Annotated in this window: 15 protein-coding genes; 9 read left to right on the top strand and 6 right to left on the bottom strand. The window is 56.0% G+C overall.

The genetic code is table 11. The features are described from left to right. Positions 1-3 precede the first annotated feature (3 nt). A complete protein-coding gene (wbaP, locus tag IAI47_RS06925) occupies positions 4-1437 on the bottom strand; it encodes an undecaprenyl-phosphate galactose phosphotransferase WbaP (RefSeq protein ID WP_008926088.1) in 1434 nt (477 codons plus the stop codon). Between the two features lie 793 nt (positions 1438-2230). On the opposite strand from wbaP, the gene IAI47_RS06920 reads away from it, so the two are divergent. Further along, complete coding sequence (locus IAI47_RS06920; protein WP_008926089.1) at positions 2231-3802, top strand: TerC family protein; 1572 nt, start codon at positions 2231-2233, stop codon at positions 3800-3802. Between the two features lie 30 nt (positions 3803-3832). On the opposite strand, the gene asmA is transcribed toward IAI47_RS06920, so the two are convergent. The 3 genes from asmA to udk form a co-directional block, all read right to left on the bottom strand. Then, positions 3833-5656, bottom strand: a complete 1824-nt coding sequence (gene asmA, locus IAI47_RS06915) for an outer membrane assembly protein AsmA (protein ID WP_008926090.1) — start codon at positions 5654-5656, stop codon at positions 3833-3835. Between the two features lie 12 nt (positions 5657-5668). Then, entirely contained in the window at positions 5669-6250 is a 582-nt protein-coding gene (gene dcd / locus IAI47_RS06910; RefSeq protein WP_004571280.1) for a dCTP deaminase, read from the bottom strand. Positions 6251-6333: 83 nt separating this feature from the next. Continuing rightward, on the bottom strand, positions 6334-6975 hold the full coding sequence (gene udk / locus IAI47_RS06905) for a uridine kinase (RefSeq protein WP_004571279.1): 642 nt from the start codon (positions 6973-6975) through the stop codon (positions 6334-6336). Between the two features lie 283 nt (positions 6976-7258). On the opposite strand from udk, the gene IAI47_RS06900 reads away from it, so the two are divergent. The 3 genes from IAI47_RS06900 (at position 7259) to yegD (ending at position 12806) form a co-directional block, all read left to right on the top strand. Beyond that, on the top strand, positions 7259-7873 hold the full coding sequence (locus tag IAI47_RS06900) for a phosphatase PAP2 family protein (RefSeq protein ID WP_008926091.1): 615 nt from the start codon (positions 7259-7261) through the stop codon (positions 7871-7873). A gap of 163 nt (positions 7874-8036) precedes the next feature. Beyond that, a complete protein-coding gene (locus IAI47_RS06895; RefSeq protein ID WP_008926092.1) occupies positions 8037-11378 on the top strand; it encodes a diguanylate cyclase in 3342 nt (1113 codons plus the stop codon). Between the two features lie 75 nt (positions 11379-11453). After that, a complete protein-coding gene (yegD, locus tag IAI47_RS06890) occupies positions 11454-12806 on the top strand; it encodes a molecular chaperone (protein WP_008926093.1) in 1353 nt (450 codons plus the stop codon). Between the two features lie 372 nt (positions 12807-13178). On the opposite strand, the gene IAI47_RS06885 is transcribed toward yegD, so the two are convergent. Next, positions 13179-14519: a carbohydrate porin gene (locus tag IAI47_RS06885; RefSeq protein ID WP_008926094.1), complete on the bottom strand. Its 1341-nt coding sequence runs from the start codon at positions 14517-14519 to the stop codon at positions 13179-13181. 206 nt (positions 14520-14725) lie between these two features. After that, the gene (locus IAI47_RS06880; protein WP_008926095.1) at positions 14726-15685 is read right to left on the bottom strand and encodes an aldo/keto reductase; all 960 of its coding nucleotides are present in this window, start codon (positions 15683-15685) and stop codon (positions 14726-14728) included. A gap of 240 nt (positions 15686-15925) precedes the next feature. Between IAI47_RS06880 and IAI47_RS06875 the strand changes: the two genes are divergently transcribed. Genes IAI47_RS06875 through baeS form a run of 5 tightly spaced genes read left to right on the top strand, consistent with a single transcriptional unit; the run spans position 15926 to position 26200 of the window. Continuing rightward, the gene (locus tag IAI47_RS06875; protein WP_008926096.1) at positions 15926-17164 is read left to right on the top strand and encodes an MdtA/MuxA family multidrug efflux RND transporter periplasmic adaptor subunit; all 1239 of its coding nucleotides are present in this window, start codon (positions 15926-15928) and stop codon (positions 17162-17164) included. Continuing rightward, on the top strand, positions 17164-20286 hold the full coding sequence (locus IAI47_RS06870; protein ID WP_008926097.1) for an MdtB/MuxB family multidrug efflux RND transporter permease subunit: 3123 nt from the start codon (positions 17164-17166) through the stop codon (positions 20284-20286). The genes IAI47_RS06875 and IAI47_RS06870 overlap by 1 nt, the downstream gene beginning before the upstream one ends. Further along, a complete protein-coding gene (gene mdtC / locus IAI47_RS06865; protein ID WP_004571271.1) occupies positions 20283-23354 on the top strand; it encodes a multidrug efflux RND transporter permease subunit MdtC in 3072 nt (1023 codons plus the stop codon). Before IAI47_RS06870 ends, mdtC begins: the two co-directional genes overlap by 4 nt. Before the next feature lie 54 nt (positions 23355-23408). After that, entirely contained in the window at positions 23409-24815 is a 1407-nt protein-coding gene (gene mdtD, locus IAI47_RS06860; RefSeq protein ID WP_033743226.1) for a multidrug transporter subunit MdtD, read from the top strand. Then, positions 24812-26200, top strand: coding sequence for a two-component system sensor histidine kinase BaeS (baeS, locus tag IAI47_RS06855; RefSeq protein WP_004571269.1), 1389 nt, complete (start codon positions 24812-24814; stop codon positions 26198-26200). The genes mdtD and baeS overlap by 4 nt, the downstream gene beginning before the upstream one ends. The last annotated feature ends 6 nt before the right edge of the window (positions 26201-26206 follow it).

Genomic DNA, 26206 nt, shown 5'->3' with positions numbered 1-26206 from the left:
CGGTTAATAGGCACCGTCGCGTTTTAACACCACACCCACTGTTTTGAACAGAATCGCAATGTCATTCCACAGTGACCAGTTTTTTACGTACCACGAATCGAAATAGACGCGGGTTTCATAGTCAACGTCATTACGACCGCTGACCTGCCACAATCCCGTCATGCCCGGCTTAGCCATCAGGTAATAATCAACATCACCAGCATAACGACAGAGTTCATCTTCAATGACCGGACGAGGTCCAACCAGACTCATATCACCGCGCACCACGTTCCAGAGCTGAGGCAGCTCATCGAGGCTTGTTTTACGGATGAAGTGGCCCACTTTGGTAATACGTGGATCATTTTTGAGTTTGAAATCTTTATCCCATTCCGCACGTGCAACGGGATCGGTGCGCAACACCTCTTCCAGCACTTCTTTGGAATTGATGACCATTGAACGGAATTTCAGGCATTTAAATTTACGGCCATTCATGCCCACACGTTCGTGACCATAAATCGGCGGTCCACCATCACGGCCCACCAGGAAGCCCAGCACCAGCAGCGCTGGCATCAGCATCAGGATAATTGAGAGAGCACCTACGATATCAAATGCCCGCTTAAGGAAACGCGAGGTGCGTTTAGCCAGGTTATTCTGAACACGCAGAATCATCACCTCATGGCTAAAGATATACGCCATGTCTGTACCGTAAAGCGGAACACCACGCAGGGTCGGGATCACTGATACTGAACGGCAGTTATGCATCGCCAGCGATTTAAGCCAGATATCACGATACTGACTCTGCTCATACTCGACTGCCACGATAAACTGGGTTTCGCTGTTAGTCAGGCTCCAGAGCTCCTGCTCATCACGCAGCACCGGCACGCCATTCATGATCTCCTGCGGACAGGTTCCATCAACGTCGTAGAAAGCGATAACGTCGAAACCCATGACCTCTTCGCTTTGCAGTGCCTGCCAGGCTTCGTGCGCATTTTTGCTGCTGCCGATAATAATGGTTTGTTTCTTCCACAAGCCTTTTTTATTCAGCAGACGTTTAGAGAGCGCACGACAGGTTGGAATTAAAATCAGCGCCAGAACCCAGGTCAGTAACCAGACGAAACGCGACATCTGCCACTGCGACAGTGCGGTGATCGACAGATCGATGACAGAAAATATAAGAATGGTACGAAAAACTTCTTTTAATTCGAACCAGAAAGGTTTCCGGTAGGTATAGTGCCGAAGCCTTACCCAGAACCAGCCAATACAAATTACCGACAGACAAATGTGTGTGGCAATTTTTAAATTCATTTCTTTTTCAGAAATATCTGCCAGCGGCGAACCTGAGTGAAGATTAATTAGCATCATCGCCACAAATAATGCTGCGTTGAAACAAATTAAGTCTGAACATGCCAGCATTAATTTGGTAATAAGACTTTTAAACGTAAATTCTGTATCGCGCATATTTAACTCTTTATTTTATTTCCTTAAACCCGCAACGGCTATCGCCTGTTAAATCATTAAGCGACGAAACTTCTCCAGACTGAGCCGTTTCTAAGGGGAGCTCCTGCGGCGTTTACGCCAATGATCTTAACCATAAACCAGTATTATTGTGATGAATACCAACAGATTACTCTGACTTAACCACCGCCAGCGCTGCTCACTTTATCAACAAAAACACGATTCGGGCACGCTACCGCCCTTGGCTGTCGCTGCCAATATCGCTGTCATCATTCATATTGATCCCCGTAATGCAGTAACGTTACCGCATTGCATCGTGCAGACGTTCACCGGCGAATGACTCATTCGTCACATTGCGATTAATGTCGAATAGGCTCGCGAATTACGACTCTGGGGCAGAGTTTGCAAACTTGTTGCTATACTAGTTATTACTGGCTTGTTTACAAGCAGGTCCCGCTATCCCTGGACTATTTTAGGAAAAAGACTACCAGCGATTAGTATTGAGGCCTGACAGGCAGTGCAATGCTTTCTTCAAAATTAGGATTAATGCCATACTCGTGATGAGATAAATCGCATAAGCCCGACAGGTGAATATCTCATCCAGGGTTAAAAATGAGTCAGAATACTCTCTGCTGCACTCTGTGAATTTAATCAAAACGTCACACTCATATGTCCATATTTTGCACGATATATCGCCTTGATTGGGTCATCGCCCCCCTGCCCTGCCATTTGTACGTGGCTTCGCACTCCACTATCATCAGAGAAATTCAATTTAAAATATTCAGGTGAACATGACATGCTGGAGGTAATTGCAGATCCCTCGCTATGGGCGGGATTAGTAACGCTAATCGTTCTGGAACTGGTTTTAGGCATCGACAATCTTATCTTTATTGCCATTCTGGTTGAGAAGCTGCCTGGACCGCTTCGCGACCGCGCACGCGTGATAGGACTGCTGCTGGCGTTATTGTGCCGATTATTGTTGCTGGCATCGCTTTCCTGGCTGGTTACCCTGAAAGAACCCTGGATAACGCTGGGCGGACACCCCTTTAGTGCGCGTGATCTGTTGCTGCTGTCGGGCGGGATTTTCCTGCTATTTAAAGCCACTACAGAGTTGAATACGCGTCTGGAAGGACACGATGAGGCGTCCGGTCAACAAAAAGGCGGCGCTAAATTCTGGCCAGTGGTGGCGCAAATTGTGGTGCTGGATGCTATCTTCTCACTGGATGCGGTCATTACCGCTGTGGGCATGGTGAATGATCTGCCCGTCATGATGGTTGCCGTCACCATCGCTATTCTGCTGATGCTGCTCGCCAGCAAGCCGTTAACCCGCTTTGTGAACAAGCACCCGACAATTGTGATCCTCTGTTTAAGCTTTCTGCTGATGATCGGTTTCAGCCTGGTGGCGGAAGGCTTTGGCTTTGTCATTCCTAAAGGGTATCTCTACGCGGCCATCGGCTTCTCAGTTGTCATTGAAGCGCTAAACCAGCTGGCTCACTTTAATCGCCGCCGTGTGCTGTCGGCTGGCCGCCCTCTGCGCCAGCGCACGGCGGAAGCGGTATTAAGGCTGTTGCGCGGCGCGGCAGAACCGGCGGAGCTGGATGCAAAAACCTCATCACTGATTGCTGACAGCGATGCCAGCATGCTTTTCAATCGGCAGGAACGGGCAATGATTGCCCGCGTGCTGGGCATGGGCCAGCGTCACGTTAATAGCATCATGACCTCTCGCCACGACGTCGACCATATTGATCTCAGTGATGATCCGGCTGAGATCATGTCGCGTCTCGACCGCAATCAGCACACGCGCATTCTGATAACGGACCACTCCAGTGAACCACTGGGTGTGGTGCATGTTATCGATCTGCTGCACCAGTCGCTGCACAATAACTCTCTCGATTTACGCGCCCTTATCCGACAACCGTTGGTGTTTCCTGAGCGACTGACCCTGCTGCAGGCGCTGGAACAGTTTCGTCAGGCTCATACACATTTTGCCTTTGTGGTGGATGAGTTCGGTTCAATGGAAGGCGTGGTGACGCTGAGCGATGTGATGGAGACCATCGCCGGCAATCTGCCGAATGAGGCGGGTGAAATTGACGCCCGTTACGATATACAGATTCAGGGTGAAGGTCACTGGATTGCCAACGGCCATATGCCACTGGACGATCTGGCGCTCTATGTGAAATTGCCGCTGGATGAACAGCGTGACTACCATACGCTGGCAGGCTTACTGATGGATAAGCTGCAACACATTCCTCAGGAAGGCGAAGTGTTGCAACTGGGTGACTATCTGCTGCGAACGCTGCAGGTTGAAAATCATCGGATTCAGAAGGTTGAAATCCTGCGGCAGCCTGACGCAGATTACGAGGTATAGCCACTGCTCGGGGCGCAGGGAATGCGCCCGCTAGGGGCGCATGATTTTCTTCAGATTCTCTTTGTTCTCGCCCTCTTTCTGACGATCAATCCACTGATTCAGACGTGACCTGGCCTCACTCTGCAGACGGTTACGAAGAACGTCATCCACTGGCAGGGAATATTGCAGGCTGTTCCAGCCGCCATACATACGCAGTGGGATAGGCTGACTGGAAAGTGCCTTCACCAGCGCATCATCGCCACGCCAGCCGCTGATTTTCAGGCCCAGCGTCACATCCAGCTGTTGCTGCACCATGTCGACTTTGCCCGCGCCCTGTAATCCCAGATTCTGACCGTTACCATTGAGATCACTGAAGCTGAGTACACCTTTATTCAGCGCCACCTGACCGCTTATCGACTCAATACCCTCATCTGCGGCATCCTCGCTGCTGACCTTATCGCTGACCCGAGCCACAGCACGCTGCACCATTTGCTGGAGATTAAGCTGTGCCAGCTTCAGGTTGCTGGCGCTGATCGTCGCCCTGCCCTGCCAGCTTCGCTTCGCCCCCTCGACTGTCAGCGTATCGCCGGACAGTTCCCCGTCAAGGCTCAGGTTACCCTGCAGACTTTCCGGTAGTGCAAATGCTTTCAGCAATGGCTGGATTTGAATAAACCGGAGTTGCGGTTTCAGGCTGACCCGTGTCTCTGGCTGACGAATATCGATGCTGCCGGGAATCGAGAAGCTGCCATTACCCAGCTTGCCGCTAAGAGTATTCAGCGTCATGAGTCCCTGCTGATTACTGGCATTCACCGAAAGATCAGTCAGCGAGAGGCCGCGCCATACCGCATTGTTCGCCTGAAGTTTGAGCGCCAGATCCATGTCGTTGAGAGGAGAGTCCGCATTGGTACGTTCGCGCGGCGCGGCAATCACCGGCGAACGGGCCACGGTGGCGTGCTGCGCGCCAGGCGCTTCAGAGACGGGCGCACTGGTGAGTAAATTATCGAGATTCAGGTTGCTGGCTTTCAGATCCAGCGCCAGCTGCTGTGGCGGCAACACATGACCACTGCCCTGCCCGGTCAGGGTACTGTCATTCGCGGTGAGCTGCAGACCACTAAAGGAGAACTGCTGCCGGTCACCATTCCATTCGCCCTGCAGGCTTAACGACCCTTTAATCCCCTGAGACGGAATGTCGGCGCCCGATAAGCTGTAATCGAGCTGCTGCAGCTGGCCGGTAAGACGGTGCGGATATTGCGCAGCATCCAGCTGGCCTTTGAGATTCAGCGTGGCGTTGCGCTGGTTGCGCATCAGCGTCGTGCTCAGAGACAGTGTCGCCAGCTTGTTCGCGTCCTGATCCATCGTAATGTTGAGGTCGCGGAAATTATATTCGTCGCCGCCTGGCTGTTGCCAGATCAGCAGACTGTCGGCTACCCGCAGTTTAGCGATATCAAATGACCAGCCGGTGGATGGCGAGGCAGGCTCCGCATCACGGGGACCCTGAGGGGCATTTCTGGCAGGCTGCGCGCTACTGTCGGGCGTTACCCGCACTATCGCATTTTTCAGCAGCACCTGGCTGACGCTGAGCTGATGGGATAATAGAGGCCAGAGATCAACATCGAGACGCATGTTCTCCGCTGAGACCAGCGGCTGAGTCGCCCCCGGCGCGGTGAGGCTCATCCGCCCAGCCAGGATGCTGAGCTGAGGCCAGACGTGCCAGCGCAAATCGTTACTGACCTCAAGGCGATAACCACTGCGTTGTTCAACCTGTTGCACCATATAGGCACGGAAGTCGTTGGGATTGACCAGCAGCACCAGCGCGCTCAATCCCGTTACGACCACCACCAACAGGATGGCCAGCGTGGTTATCACTCTTTTCATTACATCCTCAGATCAGTCTTTATCAATACGGCTGGCATCAGCACCCTGCTGACCCCGATATTTTGCATCTTCACGCCGGTTATAAGGTCGCGCAGCCGGGCCTGAAAGCGGTTCAAAACTCAGCGCGCCGATTAACATACCCGGACGCAGAGCCAGCGGCAATTTACCTGAATTGTAGAATTCCAGCACGATACGACCCTGCCAGCCTGGATCAATGCGGTGCGCTGTAACATGCACCATCAGCCCGAGGCGCGCCAGCGATGAACGGCCATCCAGCCAGCCGACCAGGTCGTCAGGCAGCGTCACGGACTCCAGCGTTACCGCCAGCGCCAGCTCACCAGGATGGAGGAAAAAGGCTTCACCATCAGGCAGCACAATCTCATCGCTCATGACCCGATCCAGTGCCGCGCTCACTTCCTGTTTCGGGCCACTCAGGTCGATAAAGGCCGCGGTATGGCCGCTGAAGGTGCGGAACTGATTACCCAGGCGCACATCGACGGTTGCCCCATTAATGCGCTCGACAGGCGGGCGTGGCTCAATGGCCAGTTTGCCATTGTCCAGCCAGGCTTCAATATCGCGATCGCATAATCTCATTGCGGAAACTCCATGGCATAAGTGTAGCGAACCAGTGACAGCGTGCCTGCCACCGGTCTGCACCCCGTCCGGATGGACGTGGGTTATTCAAAAAACTGGTTGATTTTCGCCTTCAGGATATCAATGGCGATACGGTTTTTTCCGCCGCGCGGCACAATGATATCGGCGTACTGTTTTGATGGCTCGATAAACTGCAGAAACATCGGACGCACGGTCTTCTGATACTGACTCATTACCGAATCCATTGAGCGGCCGCGCTCATTGACGTCACGTTTCATACGGCGCATCAGACAGATATCAAGCGGCGTATCCACGAAGATAGAAAAGTTAAGTTCCTGGCGCAGACGGGCATCGGTTAACAGCAGAATGCCTTCAAGAATAATGACCTTTTTCGCTTTCAGGTGCTGCGTTTGCTGAGTGCGGGTGTGCTCAACGTAGCTGTAGACCGGCAGCTCAATGTCCTGCCCGGCTTTTACCGCCTGCAGATGCTGCAACAGCAAATCATGATCCATCGCACTCGGATGGTCATAATTGGTTTTAACCCTCTCTTCCATGGTGAGGTGACTTTGATCTTTGTAATAAGCATCTTCCGGGATAACCCCGATATGCTCGTCACCTACCTGATCACGGATTTCACGATAGAGCGTGCTGGCAATTAAACTTTTACCGGATGCGGAAGCGCCGGCAATGCCTACAATCACGCACTGATGAGACTTGTCAGTCATACTTTTTTAAGACCTGATAACTGGAGCCTGCCACTGGTCACACATTACGCGGGCAGCGGACGGGCCGAAATGGAGAGGGTGTGTTCGCGCTAAGTATAGGGATTTCGGCCTTTTGATGCCAGAAAAATGGCACCGGCGTCTTTTCAGACTTTCTCCTTTGGACGCCACTCATTTCACCGATAAACTAGCAGCACACCATATTATAAAAAAATGGCCTGTGCGGCACGCTGTTGTCTGAACGCGTGTCGTTAACATGACGACCAAATGATGCATCAGGAGTGGTATGCACTGGAAGACTTTGACCTATTTTGGCGACAGCATGCTGTTGATTCCGACAGCGGTGATTATTGCGCTGATTTTGCCGTGGAAAAGTGATAACCGCCTTACGGTCTTTTACTGGATTGTGGCCTTTGGCCTGGCTGGCCTGACAGTCAGCATCTCAAAGATTCTGTTTCTCGGGTTTGGCATCGGCAGTGCCCGCTTTAATTTTACCGGCTTCAGCGGTCACAGCGCGATGTCCGCTACCCTGTGGCCAGTGATGCTGTGGCTGATTTCCGGACGCTGGTCAGCAAAATGGCGCATTGCCGCGATTGGCGTGGGTTACCTGATTCCTCTGATGGTTGGGTTCTCGCGTCTGATCATCCACGCTCACTCGAAAAGTGAGGTTGCCACCGGTTTGCTGCTGGGCTTCACGTTGAGTACCGCGTTTCTGATCTCTCAGCGCCGCACCGCGCTCAAAGGCTTTAGCTGGCCACAGATCGGTGCTGCACTGTTAGTGCCGTTTCTATTAATGGGTCATGGCCGTGTCGCCACGACGCAACAGTTTCTGGAACGCTTCTCAGCCAGCCTCGCGGGGCTGGAGAAGCCCTATACCCGCGCCGATCTTTTCCGCCAGTAATCAATACGCTGATCATCAATTTCTCTGTGCCCGTCAATTCACCGAATAACGGGCAATATTGATTTCACCCCTTTTTTCTTTGCCGAATGTGCTAGCATGCAGTCAGAGAATGACTGGTGCCTGATTCGCCGTAGCGGAGCGTTGCACCCTGACGGAAGTCCGCATGACGATAGAGATCCTGTCCCCGCAAAAGAGCACGCCAAACTGCTGGCTTTCGGCGCTGTTCCTTGGCTGTATAGTGTTTGTCCTGACACTGTTCTGTCTTGAACTGATCGTGGTCAGCGGGAAAATCTCCCCGCTCTGGTTCCCGACGACATTAATGACTGTGGTGGTTTTCCGCTGTCCGTCACGACAGCTACCCCTGCTGCTGACTGCCTGTGTGCTGGGCACCGCCGCGGCCAACGCCATCATCATCGGGCCCGCCTTTTCAAACATTAAATTCGCCCTGTTAAACCTTATTCAGGCCGGTGTCGGTGGCATGCTGCTGCGCGCGCTGCTGGATCGGCGCGCGCCACTGAACTCTCTGCATGACTGGGCCCGGATGGTGTTATCGGTGGGTATCGTGACACCGGTTCTGGGCGGACTGCTGGCGCTATGGACGCTGCAGGTCAGCGGCCATGCTTCGTTTCCCTTCTTCTATACATGGGTGATCTCAGAAATCATCGGCATGCTGGTGTTAGGCCCGATGCTGCTGCTGCTGCCCTGGCCGCTGCGACGGGCCCAGTTCAGCGAGCTGGGCAGGCAGTTGCCAGAAACGTTGATGACGCTGCTCCTGACCCTGGGTGCCAGTTATCTGTCGCTGCGTTTTCTGCCCTGGCCCTTTACCTTTATTGTCGTAATCCTGTTCTGGTGCGCGGTGCGCCTGCCCAAGCTGCAGGCGTTTGTGCTGTTCTTCATCAACGCCAGTTTTATCTCGATGCTGCTGGCTTTGGATGCGGTCAGCGTAGTAAACAACAACAGCGCGCTGGGCCCGGTCTCCAGCTGGTTACCTTTCCTTCTGGTGTTGATCCCCAGCCACATTATGTCGCTGGTGATGGATGCGTTCCGGCGTGAAAAACTCCACATCACCGACAGCGAAACCCGCTTCCGTCACGCCATGGAATACTCTGCAATCGGTATGGCGCTGGTGGCGCCTCAGGGTAAATGGCTGCAGGTTAACCGCTCGCTGTGCGATATCCTTGGCTATCCGGCCGAAGAGCTCAAACGCCTGACATTCCAGCAAATTACGCATCCCGATGATCTGAGCCTTGATCTGCAACATGCCAGCCGATTGCTGGAAGGTGAGATTGATACGTACACGTTTGAGAAGCGCTATTTTCGTAAAGATGGTGAGATTGTCTGGGCACGCCTCACGGTATCGCTGGTGCGCGATGGCAGCCAGGAACCGCTCTATTTTATCGCGCAAATTATTGATATCTCTGAGCTGAAGCAGAGTGAGCAGGTGAATCGCCGGCTGATGGAGCGCATCACGCTGGCCAACGAAGCCGGTGGCATTGGCGTGTGGGAGTGGAACCTGCTGACCGGTGAAATGTTATGGGACAAGCGCATGTATGCCCTGTTTGGTCTCGCCTCTCATGAGTCGCCCAGCTATGACCTCTGGATCCATCTGCTGCATACCGCAGATCGGGAGTATGCTGCGCTGACGGTGCAACAGGCGATTGAGCTGCGCAGTGCTTTTCACATGGAGTATCGCGTGGTTAATGCCGAGGGCCAGCGCTGGGTGCGCACCCAGGCAAACCGTTTACTGAGTAAAGAGGGCCGCATTGAGCGCATGCTGGGGATCTGCCAGGACATCACCCCGCTTCGTAATCTGAACGAAGCGCTGTTTCAGGAGAAAGAGCGCATGGCGATAACCCTGGACTCAATCGGTGAAGCGGTTATCAGCACGGACAAAGAGATGCGTGTCGCCTTTATGAATCCGGTGGCGGAGAAGATGAGTGGCTTGTCACAGGAGCAGGCTGCCGGGCAGCCGCTCAGTGAGCTGCTGCACATAACTCAGGGACGTAACGGCCCGAAAGTGGAGAATCTGCTGTTGTGCCAGTTGCCACCGGAAAAAATCACCCCCAGTCTGGCTGAAGATCTGGTGCTCCACACCCCGGATGGCGGCCACATCGATATTCATTACAGCATCACGCCACTGCGTTCAGAAGCGGGCGTGGAACAGGGTGCCGTCATGGTTATTCAGGATGTGAGTGAATCACGTAAACTGATGAAGCGCCTGAGTTACAGCGCCCTCCACGACACCCTGACCCGCCTGCCTAACCGCGCCAGCTTTGAGCTTCAGCTTAAACGTCTGCTGTTTGATGCCGCTGAACATCAGCATCAGCATGTGCTGGTGTTTATCGACCTGGATAAGTTTAAAGCGGTCAATGACACCGCAGGGCATGCTGCAGGCGATGCATTGCTGCGCGAGCTCTCCGATCTGATGCAGCACCATCTGCGCAGCAGCGACTTCCTGGCCCGACTGGGCGGCGATGAGTTTGCGCTTCTGATGCCTGATTGCGATGTGGGTCAGGCACATGACGTGGTGCAGCGCATCGTCGCTGCAGTCAACGATTACCGCTTCCAGTGGCTGGGTCGCCTCTATCATGTGGGCGCCAGTGCGGGAGTGACACAAATTTCAGCAGAAAACTGTCAGAGCAGCGACGTCCTTTCTCAGGCGGATATCGCCTGTTACAACGCCAAACGCAGTGGGCGTGGACGACTGATGATTTATGAGCAGCATAGCTTACCGCTGCCGGGTAACCATCAGGGAATGGATGCCGCGATGATTGATGCGCTGCAGATTGAACTGCCCGCCTGGTCTGTTGCGCCACCTAAAACCCCGCAGGCCGCCTTTATCTGGCTGCTTGATGTACAGCTGTTAACCGCAGATGGATTACTGCTGGATGAGACGTTGCTGCGCAATAACCTGCACGATGAGACGCTGCGACGTCGTCTCGATAACAATATTCTTGCGGTTTTTTTCCGCCACGACGTGGAAAAGCTCAATCAGAAAGGCATTCCGGTGATTTTGCCGCTTGATGCCGGGATACTCAGTGATGCCGCCTTTGTGGAGCAACTCTGTCAGCGCTTTGTCGCGGCCGGTCTCTCTGAAAGCCACTGTGGTTTCGCTTTCCCTGCGGCCAGCGTGTTGAGCAAAGGCGATCAGCTCTATTCCGCACTGCTGCAACTGCGGCAGTGTGGCTGCCGTATCGTATTGCAACATTTTGGCCGAAATCTGGACGCGTTTACTCTGCTGAGTAACGAGGTGGTCGATTACCTGGTACTGGCACCTGAACTGGTTGCTAACGTTCACAATAATCTGATGGATGAGATGCTGCTGACCATTATTCAGGGCCAGGCAACGCAGCGTAACATCGCGGTGCTGGCCGGTCCGGTTTCGGTCCCTGCTGTGCTCAGCACGCTGGCTACCCTTGATGTGGATGGCGTCTGGGGCAGTGCCGTGGCCGAGCGGCAGTCATTACGCGCACTGGCCGAAGATCGAATCTTCGCTATCCGTTAATTCCAGCGCGACCTGCTTGCTACCCTGATGAAGCTGCGCTAAAGTCGCCCCCTTTTTTCCGGCATGGGGGCGAAAATGTTCATAGGATTCGATTACGGTACGGCTAACTGCTCAATTGCAGTCAGCGAAAATGGCACGCCACGTCTGTTAACGCTGGAAAATGATCAGCGCCTGCTGCCGTCGATGATCTGTGCGCCTACCCGCGAGTCGATCAGCGAATGGCTCTATCGCCATCATCAGGTGGCAACACCTGATAGCGAAACCACCGCGTTGTTGCAGCGCGCCCTGCGTTATAACCGCGAAGAAGATATTGAGGTTCAGCCCAACAGTGTGCAGTTTGGCCTTACCGCGCTGCAGCACTATATGGTCGATCCCGAAGATGTCTGGTTCGTTAAATCCCCCAAATCCTTTCTCGGTGCCACTGGCCTGAAGCCGCAGCAGATTGCTCTGTTTGAAGATCTGGTCTGCGCCATGATGCTGCACATCCGCCAAAAGGGCGAAAGCCAGCTTGATCACGCTATCGATCAGGCTGTGATCGGGCGTCCGGTCAACTTCCAGGGATTGGGCAGTGAAGAGTCTAACCAGCAGGCTGAAGGCATTCTGCTTCGCGCAGCACACCGTGCCGGTTTCCGCGACGTGGAGTTTCAGTTTGAACCGGTGGCAGCCGGACTCGATTTCGAAGCCACACTCAAACAGGAAACAACCGTGCTGGTTGTGGATATCGGCGGCGGAACCACCGACTGCTCGATGTTGCTGATGGGGCCAAAGTGGCGTGATAAGGCCGACCGCCGCGAAAGCCTGTTGGGCCATAGCGGTTGCCGCGTTGGCGGTAACGACCTGGATATCATGCTGACGTTTAAGACCCTGATGCCGCTACTTGGCCTGGGTGGTAATACCCAGAAAGGCACCGCCTTGCCAGCCCTGCCGTGGTGGAACGCCATCGCGATAAATGATGTGCCGGCACAGAGCGACTTCTACAGCCCGGCCTGCGGAAAGTGGCTGCGGGATTTAGTGCGGGATGCTGAACAGGGTGATGTGGTGGCTCGACTGCTGAAAGTCTGGCAGCAAAAACTCAGTTATCGCCTGGTGCGTGCGGCGGAAGAGAGCAAGATTGCGCTGTCAGCTAATCCGGCACATACCGCCTCGCTCGACTTTATTGCCGCGGCATTAGAGACAGAAATTGGTGTGGAGCAGCTGCAGGACGCCATCAGTCAGCCGCTGGAGAAAATTCTGGAGCAGGTGCAGCTGGCCTTAGCCACCAGCCAGATTAAACCGGATGTCATCTACCTGACCGGCGGCAGTGCGCGTTCACCGTTACTGCGCGCGGCACTGCAGCAGACGCTGCCGGATACGCCGATTGCGGGCGGCGATGATTTCGCCTCCGTCACCGCAGGGCTGGCCCGCTGGGCAGAAGTGATGTTCCGTTGATCTTTGGCAGCCCTGCTATGTAAAAAAATGGCACCTTTAAGTGCCCTTTCAGACTGCTGACAAATTCAAATCAGGGTGCAACTGGCAGCGACGGAATAACTCAACAAGCAGGGAACACGGTCAGAGGAGGAAAGCGTCCCGCGCCATGGACGGCGGGGGCCGAGCGTGCCAGGGATTGGTGTAAGCGACTTTCCGATCTGACCGTGTTTACTGCACTGGCTCGATCTCACAGCTAACCGAGCCAAACTTCGTCATCAATCTCAAACGGCAACTGCTTATCGTTTTTGTTTGCAGACAACGATGAGCACGCTCCCACCGCTTTACGTTTGGGAGCAGTCTGCCTGATACATCTGAGCCCTTTTGGGCTGTAAATCAGAAGGCAATATTGGCGCTGATACCGCCGATAAACGCATCTTTCACTTCGCTTACCGCGCCTGGCGCCACCACATACTGCAGGTTTGGTCGCAGTGACATCCAGTTCGTCACTTTGGCGTTGTAATAAACCTCATAGTTGTACTCTGAACCTTCCTGAAGCGGCAGATAGGTCGGGCTGTCAAAGCGGCTCTCGCCATTCGCCTGATTCTGCTGACGCAGAGCGCGGGTGTAGTCGCTGTTCACATGAATACGCGACGCGCCCACGCCGATCTCATCCTGAGGACGGGCATCAAACGGTCCTGTCCAGGTAAACGCGATAGACTGGTAGTTATCCGTCTTCGAGGTCTTGTGATCGTTCATCACCGCCTGAACCCGCACGCCCAGACCACGATTCACATCGCCATCCTGCGCGGTCAGCTGTTGCTGTAACAGCAGATAGCCGCCATAGGCATGCGCCTGATCCTGATAGCCGCCATTGCGCCAGCTGCCATAAACATCGCCATCCACCGACGAATAGTAATAACCGATGCGGTAGTTACCCGGTAATTTCTCCGGCCCGAACGTCGGTTTCCAGCCCAGTTCCACCGGCACCAGATTGCCCTCGGAATTGCTGGTATCCAGACGGAAGCCATCTCCACGATCATAGTTAGCTCGGTTCTGATTGTAGAAACCAACCTGGAAGAAGACCTCCGGGGTGATATTGAACTTAATCCGACCGCCCCACTGCGATACCGGCCAGTTGAACCAGCGGTCGCCGCGCCAGTTACCTGCCTGTCCGCTGCCCAGTGCCAGGTTCTGGAACAGGTTGCCATCGAAATTATCGAAGTCTTCACCCACCGTCACGCGTCCGGCTTTCAGATCGACCACATCGTTAAACAATCCTTTGCGTAACCAGAACTGTGTCAGACGCCAGGTCTGGCCGCGACCATACACCTCCTGCACGGAGGAGAGCATCCCGGTGCGTTGATCCGCGACCTGCTCAGAAACATTCTGTCCGTTACGATTCGTCACGGTCATCTGAAATTCGGCATCCTGCCAGTCCAGCAGCTTTTGCAGGTCGAAATTGGTACCGAACGTCCACTGGTCGCTGTAGCGCATGGTGGTGTTGGTATTTGCGCCACCCCCTAAATTTGCGGCGCTCTCCATGGTGTAGTTGACGTCAAACTTGATGCCGTCATCCTGCAATTGCGTTCGGTAGCCGCCCCAGTCACCAAACATCCATTCGGAGTCCGGACTCAGCGCGTCAGCAGCCATGGCTTGTGAAGAAAAAATGGCCAGGATCAGGGTGCCCGTTGCCATACTGGCAGCGGAAAAGGTGGGTGCTTTTCTGTTTTTCATCTTGTTTATTCTTATGTGAGTTACGGGAAGTGACGCGCAGAGGATAGTGCTGGGTAAACGCTGTTTTTTATAAATACGTGCGCATAATTTCCCGTAACATCCGTTTATTAATGCAAGTGTGATCGGGATCTCTGATTGATTATTCTTTGGGCGGGCTTACTTCCTGCACAGCCATACCGTAAAAAGGGGCGCTGGCGCCCCTGAAGTTAACGGCTCGCCTGGTTCAGTTGCGCGATCTGCGCGGGGGTCAGCGTCAGTTGCATCGCACCAGCCAGATCGTCGAGTTGTTTAATCGACGTCGCACTGACAATCGGGGCGGTGATGCCAGGACGGGCAATCAGCCATGCCAGTGCCACCTGAGCTGGCGTCGCCTGATGGGCTTCACTGATGGCATCCAGCGCATCCAGGATCCGCAGACCGCGCGGGTTAAGGTATTTCTCCACCACGCCCTGCCCGCGTGCGCTTTTACCGGCATCTGCTGCATCACGATATTTGCCACTGAGAAAACCGCTGGCAAGCGAGTAGTAGTTGATCACGCCTAAACCCTGCGCCATGACAACGGGCTCCAGTTCCGACTCATAAGGCTGGCGGTCAAACAGGTTATATTGCGGTTGCAGCGTTTCATAACGCGCCAGCCCTTGCGATTCACTCACCTTCAACGCCTCCTGCAGACGCGCTGCGCTGTAATTGGAGGCACCAATGGCGCGCACTTGACCTTCACGGATCAGGCTGTCAAAGGTGCTCAGCGTTTCCGTCAGCGGCGTATCCTGATCGTCGCGGTGTGCCTGATAGAGATCGATATAGTCAGTCTGTAAGCGGCGAAGTGAATCTTCGACTGCCTGACGGATATATTGCGGCTTCAGCCCGGTCTTCTCAGGCGACATTTCCATGCCAACTTTGGTTGCCAGCACGATCTGGTCACGTTTTCCGCTTTTTTTCAGCCACTCTCCAATAATGGTTTCGGATTCACCGCCTTTATTGCCTGGCGCCCAGCGGGAGTAGACATCGGCGGTATCGATGAACCACAGCCCTCGTTCAACCAGCCCATCCAGCAGAGAAAACGAGGTGGGTTGATCCACCGTCCAGCCAAACACATTGCCGCCAAACGTCAGTAACGGCACCGTAATCCCACTGTCACCCAACTGCCGGGTTTGATTCTGACTCATTATCTGCTCCTTAATTTGCCTGACAAACTGCCTGTTTCTCAGCATAGCAAAGTGTTTTCACGCCTTTATGACGATTGTGCTGCGATTAATGTAATAACAGGCATAATTACCCGGCCCTGACAGATATCCTTATTTCCTTCAAATTTTGCCTGTCAGAGGCGACTACACTCTGTCGTTTGCAGGCTACCCATTTGATGCCTGCGCCTGGGACTACGTCACTGCTGGAGAGCATCAACAATCATGAGCACCCGACACCCTGTTATGAAGAAAACACTGATCGCACTGGCCCTGATTGCTGTGGCCGCTGGCGGCTACTATGCCTGGCAGCGCACTTCCCAGCCACAGAGCAACAGCCAGACGGACTCGCCCGGGCCTCGAGGTGGCAAGGGCAGCGGTGACGGCGCTCGTCGGCCACTCGCCCCTGTTCAGGCAGCGACGGCTACCAGCCAGAGCGTGCCGCAATACCTTAGCGGATTGGGTACCGTCACGGCGGCTAACACGGCCACGGTGCGCAGCCGGGTCAATGGCGATCTGCTGGCGATCCACTTTACCGAAGGCCAGCAGGTCAACGCGGGCGATCTGCTGGCAGAAGTCGACCCACGTCCTTACCAGGTGGCGTTAACCCAGGCTCAGGGCCAGCTGGCGAAAGATCAGGCGACGCTGGCCAATGCCCGTCGCGACCTGGCGCGCTTCGAGAAGCTGGCAAAAACGTCGCTGGTATCGCAGCAGGAGCTGGATACCCAGCGCTCACTGGTGAATGAAACGCTGGGCACCCTGAAAGCGGATGAGGGTGGCGTCGCCAGTGCGCAGCTCAATCTGACCTACAGCAAAATCACTGCACCGATTGCCGGCCGTGTCGGCCTGAAACAGGTGGATGTCGGCAACTACGTCACCAGTGGCGACACCACCGGTATCGTCGTGATCACCCAGACGCACCCGATTGATGTGGTCTTTACCCTGGCGGAGAACAGCATCAGTTCCATTCTCAAGGCACAGAAAAGCGGCCAGCCGCTGCTGGTGGAGGCCTGGGATCGCAGTAATGAGAATTTAATCGCCAGCGGCAAACTGCTGAGCCTTGATAACCAGATTGATGTGACGACCGGCACCATAAAAATCAAAGCGCGGTTTGATAATCAGGACGACGCCCTCTTCCCTAATCAGTTCGTCAATGTTCGGCTCAAGGTCAACACCTTGCAGAATGCCGTTGTGATTCCGCCTGCCGCATTACAGATGGGCAACGAAGGCCACTTTGTCTGGGTGGTCAACAGTGACAACAAGGTGAGCAAGAAAAGCGTGATTGCCGGCCTGCAGGATAGCCAGAAAGTGGTGGTCAGCGCCGGTCTGGAAGCCGGTGAACGGGTCGTGACCGATGGTCTGGATCGTCTGACCGAAGGCGCGAAAGTCGAGGTGGTCGCGCCGCAGAGCAACGCACCGCGCGCCACCCGCGCCGCCCTGCCGTCAAAAGGAGAGCGTGAGTAATGCAGGTCATGCCTCCCGATCACAGTGGCGGGCCGTCACGCCAGTTTATTCTGCGTCCGGTCGCCACCACGCTGTTGATGATTGCGATTTTGCTGGCCGGAGTGCTGGGCTACCGGTTCCTGCCGGTCTCGGCACTGCCGGAAGTCGATTATCCGACCATCCAGGTGGTTACGCTTTATCCTGGTGCCAGCCCGGATGTGGTCACCTCCTCCATTACCGCCCCACTAGAGCGTCAGTTTGGTCAGATGTCGGGGCTGAAACAGATGGCATCGCAAAGCTCCGGCGGTGCCTCGGTGGTAACACTGCAGTTTCAGCTGACGCTGCCGCTGGATGTGGCCGAGCAGGAGGTGCAGGCGGCCATTAACTCCGCCACTAATCTGTTGCCCAACGACCTGCCCAATCCACCGGTCTACAGCAAAGTAAACCCTGCCGATCCGCCCATCATGACGCTGGCCGTCACGACGCGCAGCATGCCGCTGACGCAGGTGCAGGACATGGTGGAAACGCGGGTCGCGCAGAAAATTTCGCAGGTCAGCGGTGTCGGCCTGGTCACACTGTCAGGCGGTCAGCGCCCGGCAGTGCGGGTAAAAATGAATGCGCAGGCGCTGGCGGCGCTGGGTCTGACCAGTGAAACGGTGCGAACCGCCATCAGCAATGCCAACGTTAACTCCGCCAAAGGCAGCCTGGATGGTCCGACGCGTTCTATTACCCTGTCAGCCAATGACCAGATGAAATCCGCGGAAGATTATCGCCAGCTGATTATCAGCTACAAAAATGGCGCGCCGGTGCGTCTTGGTGACGTGGCGACCATTGAACAGGGAGCAGAAAACAGCTGGCTTGGCGCCTGGGCCAATCGCGATGCGGCGATTGTGCTTAATGTCCAGCGTCAGCCTGGCGCTAATATTATCGCCACTGCAGATAATATCCGTGCCATGTTGCCCGCCCTGACCGAAACGCTGCCCAAATCGGTAGAGGTGAAACTGCTCACCGACCGCACCACCAATATTCGCGCGTCGGTAAACGACACGCAGTTTGAGCTGATACTGGCGATGGCGCTGGTGGTGATGATTATCTATCTGTTCCTGCGTAACGTGCCCGCCACGCTGATTCCGGCGGTGGCGGTGCCGCTGTCGCTGATCGGCACCTTTGCGGCGATGTACTTCCTCGGTTTTTCCATTAATAACCTGACGCTGATGGCGCTGACCATTGCCACGGGTTTTGTGGTCGATGATGCCATTGTGGTGATTGAGAACATCTCGCGCTATATCGAAAAAGGGGAAAAGCCGCTTACCGCCGCGCTGAAAGGTGCCGGTGAGATCGGCTTTACCATTATCTCCCTGACCTTCTCGCTGATTGCGGTACTGATTCCACTGCTGTTTATGGGCGACGTAATTGGCCGTCTGTTCCGCGAATTTGCCGTAACACTGGCCGTAGCGATTCTGATTTCCGCAGTAGTGTCACTCACCCTGACGCCGATGATGTGCGCCCGGATGCTGAGCGCAGAGTCGCTGCGTAAACAGAACCGCTTTTCACGGGCCAGCGAGGCGATGTTTGATCGTATCGTGGCCGCCTATGGCCGTGGCCTGAAACGGGTGCTGAATCACCCCTGGCTGACATTGTCGGTCGCGCTTGGCACCCTTGTGCTGACGCTGCTGCTGTGGATGGTGATCCCGAAAGGCTTTTTCCCGCAGCAGGACAACAGCATTATTCAGGGTACGCTGCAGGCACCGCAGTCGGTCTCCTACGCCAGCATGGCAGAGCGCACCCGCGACGTTGCCTCCATCATCATGAAAGATCCGGCGGTTGAGAGCATGACCTCGTTCGTCGGCGTCGATGGCACCAATGCCTCACTGAACAGCGCGCGACTGCAGATTAACCTTAAACCTCTGGATCAACGCGACGACCGCATTCCGGCTATTCAGCAACGCCTGCAACAACAGGTCAGTCAGCTGCCGGGCGTGCAGCTCTGGCTGCAGGCGGTGCAGGATCTCACCATCGATACCCAGGCGAGCCGCACGCCGTACCAGTTCACGCTGCAGTCCGGCTCCCTGTCGTCGCTCAGCACCTGGGTGCCGGCCCTGCTGACCCGGCTCAGTACCCTGCCACAGCTGCGTGACGTCAGCAGTGACTGGCAGGATCAGGGGCTGGAAGCTTATGTCAACGTTGACCGCGACAGCGCCAGCCGCCTCGGTATCAGCATGGCCGATGTCGATAACGCGCTGTACAACGCGTTTGGGCAGCGACTCATCTCCACCATCTATACCCAGGCAAATCAGTATCGTGTGGTGCTGGAGCAGGATAATAACGCCACACCGGGGCTGGAGAGCCTGGAGGCAATTCGCCTTAACAGCAGTGATGGCGGCAGCGTTCCGCTGAGCGCCATCGCCCGTATTGAACAGCGTCACACGCCGCTCAGCATTAACCATCTGGACCAGTTCCCGTCGGCGACCTTCTCCTTCAACGTGGCTGATGGCTATTCGCTGGAAGATGCGGTGAAGGCGGTGTCGCAGGCGGAAGCGCAGCTGGGCATGCCCGCGGAGCTGATGACCCAGTTCCTGGGCAGTACGCTGGCGTTTGAGGCGGCGCTCAGCAGCACCGTCTGGCTGATTGTGGCAGCCATCGTGGCGATGTACATCGTGCTGGGCGTGCTCTATGAAAGCTTTATTCACCCGATTACGATTCTCTCAACACTGCCCACTGCCGGTGTCGGCGCGCTGCTGGCGCTGATGCTCAGCGGCAATGAGCTGGATATCGTGGCAATTATCGGCATCATCCTGTTGATCGGCATCGTGAAAAAGAACGCCATCATGATGATCGACTTTGCGCTGGCAGCCGAACGTGAACAGGGCATGAAGCCGGTAGATGCCATCTATCAGGCCTGTCTGTTGCGCTTCCGTCCGATTCTGATGACCACACTGGCAGCCCTTCTCGGTGCGCTGCCGCTGATGCTCAGCACCGGCGTCGGTGCCGAATTGCGTCATCCGCTGGGAATCGCCATGGTCGGTGGCCTGATTCTGAGTCAGGTACTGACGCTGTTCACCACACCGGTGATCTATCTGCTGTTTGACCGCCTGGCGCATGCTACCCGCCGACGCTTTGGCCGTACGGAGGCCGCAGAGTGAAGTTTTTTGCCCTCTTCATCCATCGGCCCGTCGCCACGACCCTGCTGACACTGGCCATCGCCCTGGCCGGGATGCTGGGCTTCCGTCTGCTACCGGTGGCACCGCTGCCGCAGGTCGATTTTCCGGTCATCGTCATCTCGGCCTCGCTGCCGGGCGCCTCACCGGAAATCATGGCATCGTCGGTGGCGACACCGCTGGAACGCTCGCTGGGACGCATCGCGGGGGTCAGTGAAATGACCTCCACCAGTTCGCTGGGTAGCACCCGCATCATTCTGGTGTTTGATTTTGATCGCGACATTAACGGCGCGGCGCGCGACGTGCAGGCCGCCATTAACGCCGCGCAAAGCCTGCTGCCCACCGGCATGCCGTCGCGTCCAACCTACCGGAAAGTTAACCCTTCTGATGCGCCGATCATGATCATGACGCTGACCTCAGATACCTACAATCCGGGTCAGCTTTATGACTACGCCTCTACCCAGCTGGCGCAGAAGCTGTCACAGATTGAAGGCGTGGGCGATGTCACCGTGGGCGGCAGTTCGCTGCCTGCGGTGCGCGTGGCGCTGAATCCCCAGGCACTGTTTAACCAGGGCGTATCGCTGGATGCGGTGCGCACCGCTATCTCCAATGCCAATCAGCGACGACCGCAGGGCGCACTGGATGACGGTCAGCAGCGCTGGCAACTGCGAACCAATGACGCGCTGCAGACTGCCCGGGAGTATCAGCCGCTGGTGGTGCATTACAACAACGGCGCGGCGGTCAGGCTGTCGGATGTGGCGACGGTAGAGGATTCGGTTCAGGACGTGCGCAACGCCGGAATGTCACGGGGTAAACCTGCGGTTCTGCTGCTGATCCGCAAAACGCCTGAAGCGAACGTCATTGATACGGTCGATCGGATTCGCGCTGAAATGCCGCTGCTGCATGAAGTGATCCCTGCTGCCATCGATCTTGAGATTGCTCAGGATCGCTCGCCCACTATTCGCGCCTCGCTGCATGAAGTGGAGCAGTCGCTGATTATCGCCGTGGCGCTGGTGATTCTGGTGGTGTTTGTTTTCCTGCGCTCGGGCCGCGCCACGCTGATCCCGGCCGTTGCCGTGCCGGTTTCGCTAATCGGCACGTTTGCCGCGATGTACCTGTGCGGCTTCAGCCTGAATAATCTGTCACTGATGGCGCTGACCATTGCTACCGGTTTTGTGGTGGACGATGCGATTGTGGTGCTGGAGAACATTGCCCGTCACGTGGAAGCCGGCATGAAGCCGCTGGCTGCCGCGCTAAAAGGGGTGCGGGAAGTCGGCTTTACCGTGCTGTCGATGAGCCTGTCGCTGATTGCGGTGTTCCTGCCGCTCCTGATGATTGGCGGGCTGATTGGCCGCTTCTTCTCTGAGTTTTCCATTACGTTGTCGGTGTCGATTCTTATCTCGCTGTTTATCTCGGTCACGCTGACGCCGGTGATGTGCGCTTATCTGCTGAAGCCGCACGCGCCGCGCAGCCAGCCACGTCAGCGCGGGGTGGGCCGGCTACTGATGGCGATTCAGCAAGGCTACGGTCGGTCGCTTAACGTGGTGCTGAACCATGCACGCTGGGTGCTGCTGCTGTTTTTCGCCACCATCGCCCTGACAGGCTGGCTATTCGTTCATATCCCGAAAACCTTTATGCCGGAACAGGATACCGGGCGACTCTCCGGCTTTATCTCTGCCGACCAGAGCATTTCCTTTCAGGCGATGCGCAGCAAGCTGCAGGATTTTATGGAGATTGTCGGGGCCGATCCGGCGGTGGACAGCGTGGTGGGCTTTACCGGTGGGATGCGGACCAACAGCGGCTCGATGTTTATCTCGCTGAAGCCACTGTCGGAGCGTAAAGAGAGTGCCCTTGAAATAATCGCCCGGCTGCGCACTAAGCTGGCGAAAGAGCCGGGGGCCAATCTCTATCTGAATGCGGTGCAGGATCTGCGCGCAGGGGGGCGGGAATCGAATGCTGCTTATCAATATTCATTGCTGTCGGACGATCTCGGCGCACTGCGGACGTGGGAGCCGAAAATCCGCGAGGCGTTCTCCGCGCTGCCGCAGCTGGCGGACGTGAACTCCGATCAGCAGGATAAAGGCAGCGAAATGGCGCTGACCTACGATCGTGAAAGCATGGCCCGGCTTGGCATTGATGTCTCTCAGGCCAATGCCCTGCTGAATAACGCTTTTGGTCAGCGTCAGATTTCCACTATCTATCAGCCGCTTAATCAGTACAAAGTGGTGATGGAGGTCGATCCGCGCTACACCCAGGATATCAGCGCCCTTTCACAGATGTTTGTGATAAATAGCGACGGTAAAGCCATCCCGCTGTCGTGGTTCGCCCACTGGCAGCCGGCGAATGCGCCGCTGTCGGTGAACCATGAAGGGCTGTCAGCCGCCTCGACGATCTCTTTTAACCTGCCAGAGGGTGTGTCGCTGTCACAGGCATCGGAAGCAATTGAACGGACCATGACCGCGATTGGTGTGCCCTCCAGCGTGCGCGGCAGTTTTGCCGGTACGGCGCAGGTGTTTCAGCAGTCGCAAAGCAGCCAGCTCTGGCTGATGCTGGCAGCCATTGCGGCGGTCTATATCGTGCTGGGCATCCTCTACGAAAGCTATGTGCATCCGCTGACGATTCTCTCTACCTTGCCCTCGGCGGGTGTCGGGGCGTTGCTGGCGCTGGAACTGTTCGATACGCCCTTTAGCCTGATTGCGCTGATCGGTATTCTGCTGCTGATTGGCATCGTGAAAAAGAACGCCATCATGATGGTCGATTTTGCGCTGGAGGCCGAGCGTAACGGCCAGCTGAGTGCGCGAGAGGCGATTTTCCAGGCATGCCTGCTGCGCTTCCGGCCAATTATGATGACCACGCTGGCGGCATTGTTTGGCGCGCTGCCACTGGTGCTGAGCAGCGGCGACGGTGCCGAACTACGTCAACCGCTGGGAATTACCATTGCAGGCGGGCTGGTGATGAGCCAGCTGCTGACACTCTACACCACGCCGGTGGTCTATCTGATGATGGATAAATTGCGGCGCAAAAAGCGTCCGCTGACCGCCGCCGCGCAATAGCCGTAATGAGTGTGTCGGCAGGCACGGCGCGTGATGCTTTTATCGGGGGGATCGATGACTACGCAAAGCACTAACGTCCGCTGGCAACTGTGGATCGTTGCCATCGGCTTCTTTATGCAGACGCTGGATACCACCATCGTCAATACCGCGATCCCATCGATGGCGCACGATCTGGGAGTCAGTCCGCTGCACATGCACTCGGTGATCGTCTATTACGTGCTGACAGTGGCGGTAATGCTGCCGGTCAGTGGCTGGCTGGCGGATCGTTTTGGCGTGCGCAACGTTTTCTTCTGCGCGATTCTGCTGTTCAGTATCGGCTCGCTGCTGTGCGCCATGTCCGGCACGCTGGATCAGCTGGTGCTGTCGCGCGTGGTTCAGGGGATTGGCGGCGCCATGATGGTCCCCGTGGGTCGCCTGACGGTGATGAAAATCGTGCCGCGTGAGCAATATATGTCCGCCATGACCTTTGTCACCCTGCCCGGCCAGATTGGCCCGCTGCTGGGTCCGGCACTGGGCGGTGTGTTAGTAGAGTACGCCAGCTGGCACTGGATCTTTCTCATCAATATTCCGGTCGGCATCGCCGGCGCTATCGCCACTCTGATGCTGATGCCCAACTACAGCATGCAGACGCGGCGCTTTGATTTCGCCGGGTTTATCCTGCTGGCCGCTGGCATGGCAACCCTGACACTGGCGCTGGATGGCCAGCGCAGCAGTGGTGGCTCACCGCTGTTACTGGGTGCCATGATTCTCGTTGGCCTGTTCTCTCTGCTCTTCTACCTGATACATGCACGCGGCAATGATAATGCGCTGTTCAGCCTGAAACTGTTTGATAACCGCGTTTATGCCATTGGTCTGCTGGGCAGTTTTACCGGCCGCATCGGCAGCGGCATGCTGCCCTTTATGACCCCTATTTTTCTGCAGATTGGCATGGGCTACAGCCCGTTTCACGCCGGTCTGATGATGATTTCAATGGTGCTGGGGAATATGGGGATGAAGCGCTTAGTGGTGCGCATCGTCAATCTTTACGGCTACCGCAACGTGCTGGTGATGTCGACGGTGGCGCTGGCGCTGGTGGTCCTGCTGTTCCCCCTGGTGGCGCTCATGGGTTGGGTCTGGCTACTGCCGCTGGTGCTGTTTCTGCAGGGCATGGTCAATGCCATTCGCTTCTCTTCAATGAATACCCTGACGCTGAAGGAGCTGCCTGATGAGCTGGCATCCAGCGGCAACAGCCTGTTGTCGATGATTATGCAGCTGTCGATGAGTGTTGGCGTCACCGTCGCCGGGCTGTTGCTGGGCGCATTTGCTCATGAAAACATGGCGAACAGCACCGCGAATCACTCAATGTTTATTTATACCTACCTTTGCATGTCGCTGATTATTCTTCTGCCCGCGCTGGTGTTCTGGCGCGTTCCGCCACAGACGAATGCCAACGTTGATTTGCGACGCCGGAGAGAAAAATGAGAGTTAACCTGCGACTGGGCATCGGTGCCAAACTGTTTATGGCGATTTTCGCTACCTGCATGCTGGTCCTGATCACCATGCACTGGGGCGTTCGGATGAGTTTCGAGCACGGCTTTGTCGACTACATTAAACGCGGCAACGAGCAGCGGTTAAACCTGCTCAGCGATGCCCTCGCCGATCAGTATGAGCAGCACGGCAACTGGGATTTCTTGCGCCATAACGATCGGCTGGTCTTTACCATGCTGCGCTCGCTGGAGCAGAATCCCGACAGCAACAGCCAGCTACCGCCGCACGGCTGGCGGACCCAGTTCTGGATTCTTGACCAGCAGTATAAAGTGCTGGCCGGACCAAAATCGCCGGTGCCACCCGAAGGCACACGACGCAACATCACCACCAGCAACAATAAAGTGGTCGGCTGGGTGATCGGCTCGCCGCCGGAGCGGCTGACGCGCAGCACCGATATTAACTTTGATCAACAGCAGCGGCGCACCAGCTGGATTATCGTGGGGCTTTCAACGCTGCTGGCGGCACTGGCGACGTGGCTGATGGCGCGCGGTCTGCTGGCGCCGGTCAAGCGACTGGTCGACGGCACCCATCATCTGGCGGCCGGTAATTTTGCTACCCGCGTGGAGGTCAGCAGCCGGGATGAGCTGGGCCAGCTGGCCGGTGACTTTAACCTGCTTGCCAGCTCGCTGGAGAAAAACGAGAGCATGCGGCGCGCTTTTATGGCCGACATCTCCCATGAGCTGCGCACGCCGCTGGCGATCCTGCGCGGTGAACTGGAAGCGATGCAGGATGGGGTGCGCAAACTGACGCCGGAAGCGATCGCCTCGCTGCAGAGCGAGGTGGTGGTGCTGACCAAGCTGGTGGACGATCTGCACCAGCTGTCGCTGTCGGATGAGGGTGCCCTTGCCTACCGCAAACAGGCCACCGATCTGGTTCAGTTGCTGGAGGTGACGGCGGGCAGCTTTGCCGAACGCTATCGCGCACACGGCCTGACGCTGAAACTGAATCTGCCCGAAAACGCCCCGTTCTTTGGCGATCCCGACCGGCTGATGCAGTTATTCACCAACCTTCTTGAGAACAGCCTGCGCTACACCGACAGCGGTGGCCGCGTTGAAGTGACACTGAAGTATGAAGCGCCCCACTGGTGCATCGATTTTGATGACAGCGCACCTGGCGTGGATAAAGAACATCAGGTGCAGATTTTTGAGCGTTTCTTCCGCACCGAAGGCTCGCGCAACCGCGCCAGCGGCGGCTCGGGTCTGGGACTGGCCATCTGTAAAAATATCGCTGATGCACATGGTGGCGATATTCATGCGTCGCACTCTGATTTAGGTGGACTGAAAATCGCGCTACACTTGCGCTATGTTCCCCTTGTGTAAACGCTT

Origin of the sequence: Pantoea sp. MT58 (assembly GCF_014495885.1) — a bacterium.
GTDB lineage: Bacteria > Pseudomonadota > Gammaproteobacteria > Enterobacterales > Enterobacteriaceae > Pantoea > Pantoea eucalypti.
Note: the sequence above shows the minus strand (reverse complement) of the source record. Positions and strands in the feature narration are given on the sequence as shown.

What these genes read in the sequence shown, in the direction of transcription:
- dcd (WP_004571280.1), bottom strand. Translation starts at nt 6,250, where the DNA reads ATGAGATTATGCGATCGCGATATTGAAGCCTGGCTGGACAATGGCAAA.
- yegD (WP_008926093.1), top strand. Translation starts at nt 11,454, where the DNA reads ATGTTCATAGGATTCGATTACGGTACGGCTAACTGCTCAATTGCAGTC.
- IAI47_RS06870 (WP_008926097.1), top strand. Translation starts at nt 17,164, where the DNA reads ATGCAGGTCATGCCTCCCGATCACAGTGGCGGGCCGTCACGCCAGTTT.
- wbaP (WP_008926088.1), bottom strand. Translation starts at nt 1,437, where the DNA reads ATGCGCGATACAGAATTTACGTTTAAAAGTCTTATTACCAAATTAATG.
- IAI47_RS06885 (WP_008926094.1), bottom strand. Translation starts at nt 14,519, where the DNA reads ATGAAAAACAGAAAAGCACCCACCTTTTCCGCTGCCAGTATGGCAACG.
- udk (WP_004571279.1), bottom strand. Translation starts at nt 6,975, where the DNA reads ATGACTGACAAGTCTCATCAGTGCGTGATTGTAGGCATTGCCGGCGCT.
- IAI47_RS06875 (WP_008926096.1), top strand. Translation starts at nt 15,926, where the DNA reads ATGAGCACCCGACACCCTGTTATGAAGAAAACACTGATCGCACTGGCC.
- IAI47_RS06895 (WP_008926092.1), top strand. Translation starts at nt 8,037, where the DNA reads ATGACGATAGAGATCCTGTCCCCGCAAAAGAGCACGCCAAACTGCTGG.
- IAI47_RS06880 (WP_008926095.1), bottom strand. Translation starts at nt 15,685, where the DNA reads ATGAGTCAGAATCAAACCCGGCAGTTGGGTGACAGTGGGATTACGGTG.
- mdtD (WP_033743226.1), top strand. Translation starts at nt 23,409, where the DNA reads ATGACTACGCAAAGCACTAACGTCCGCTGGCAACTGTGGATCGTTGCC.
- IAI47_RS06900 (WP_008926091.1), top strand. Translation starts at nt 7,259, where the DNA reads ATGCACTGGAAGACTTTGACCTATTTTGGCGACAGCATGCTGTTGATT.
- baeS (WP_004571269.1), top strand. Translation starts at nt 24,812, where the DNA reads ATGAGAGTTAACCTGCGACTGGGCATCGGTGCCAAACTGTTTATGGCG.
- IAI47_RS06920 (WP_008926089.1), top strand. Translation starts at nt 2,231, where the DNA reads ATGCTGGAGGTAATTGCAGATCCCTCGCTATGGGCGGGATTAGTAACG.
- asmA (WP_008926090.1), bottom strand. Translation starts at nt 5,656, where the DNA reads ATGAAAAGAGTGATAACCACGCTGGCCATCCTGTTGGTGGTGGTCGTA.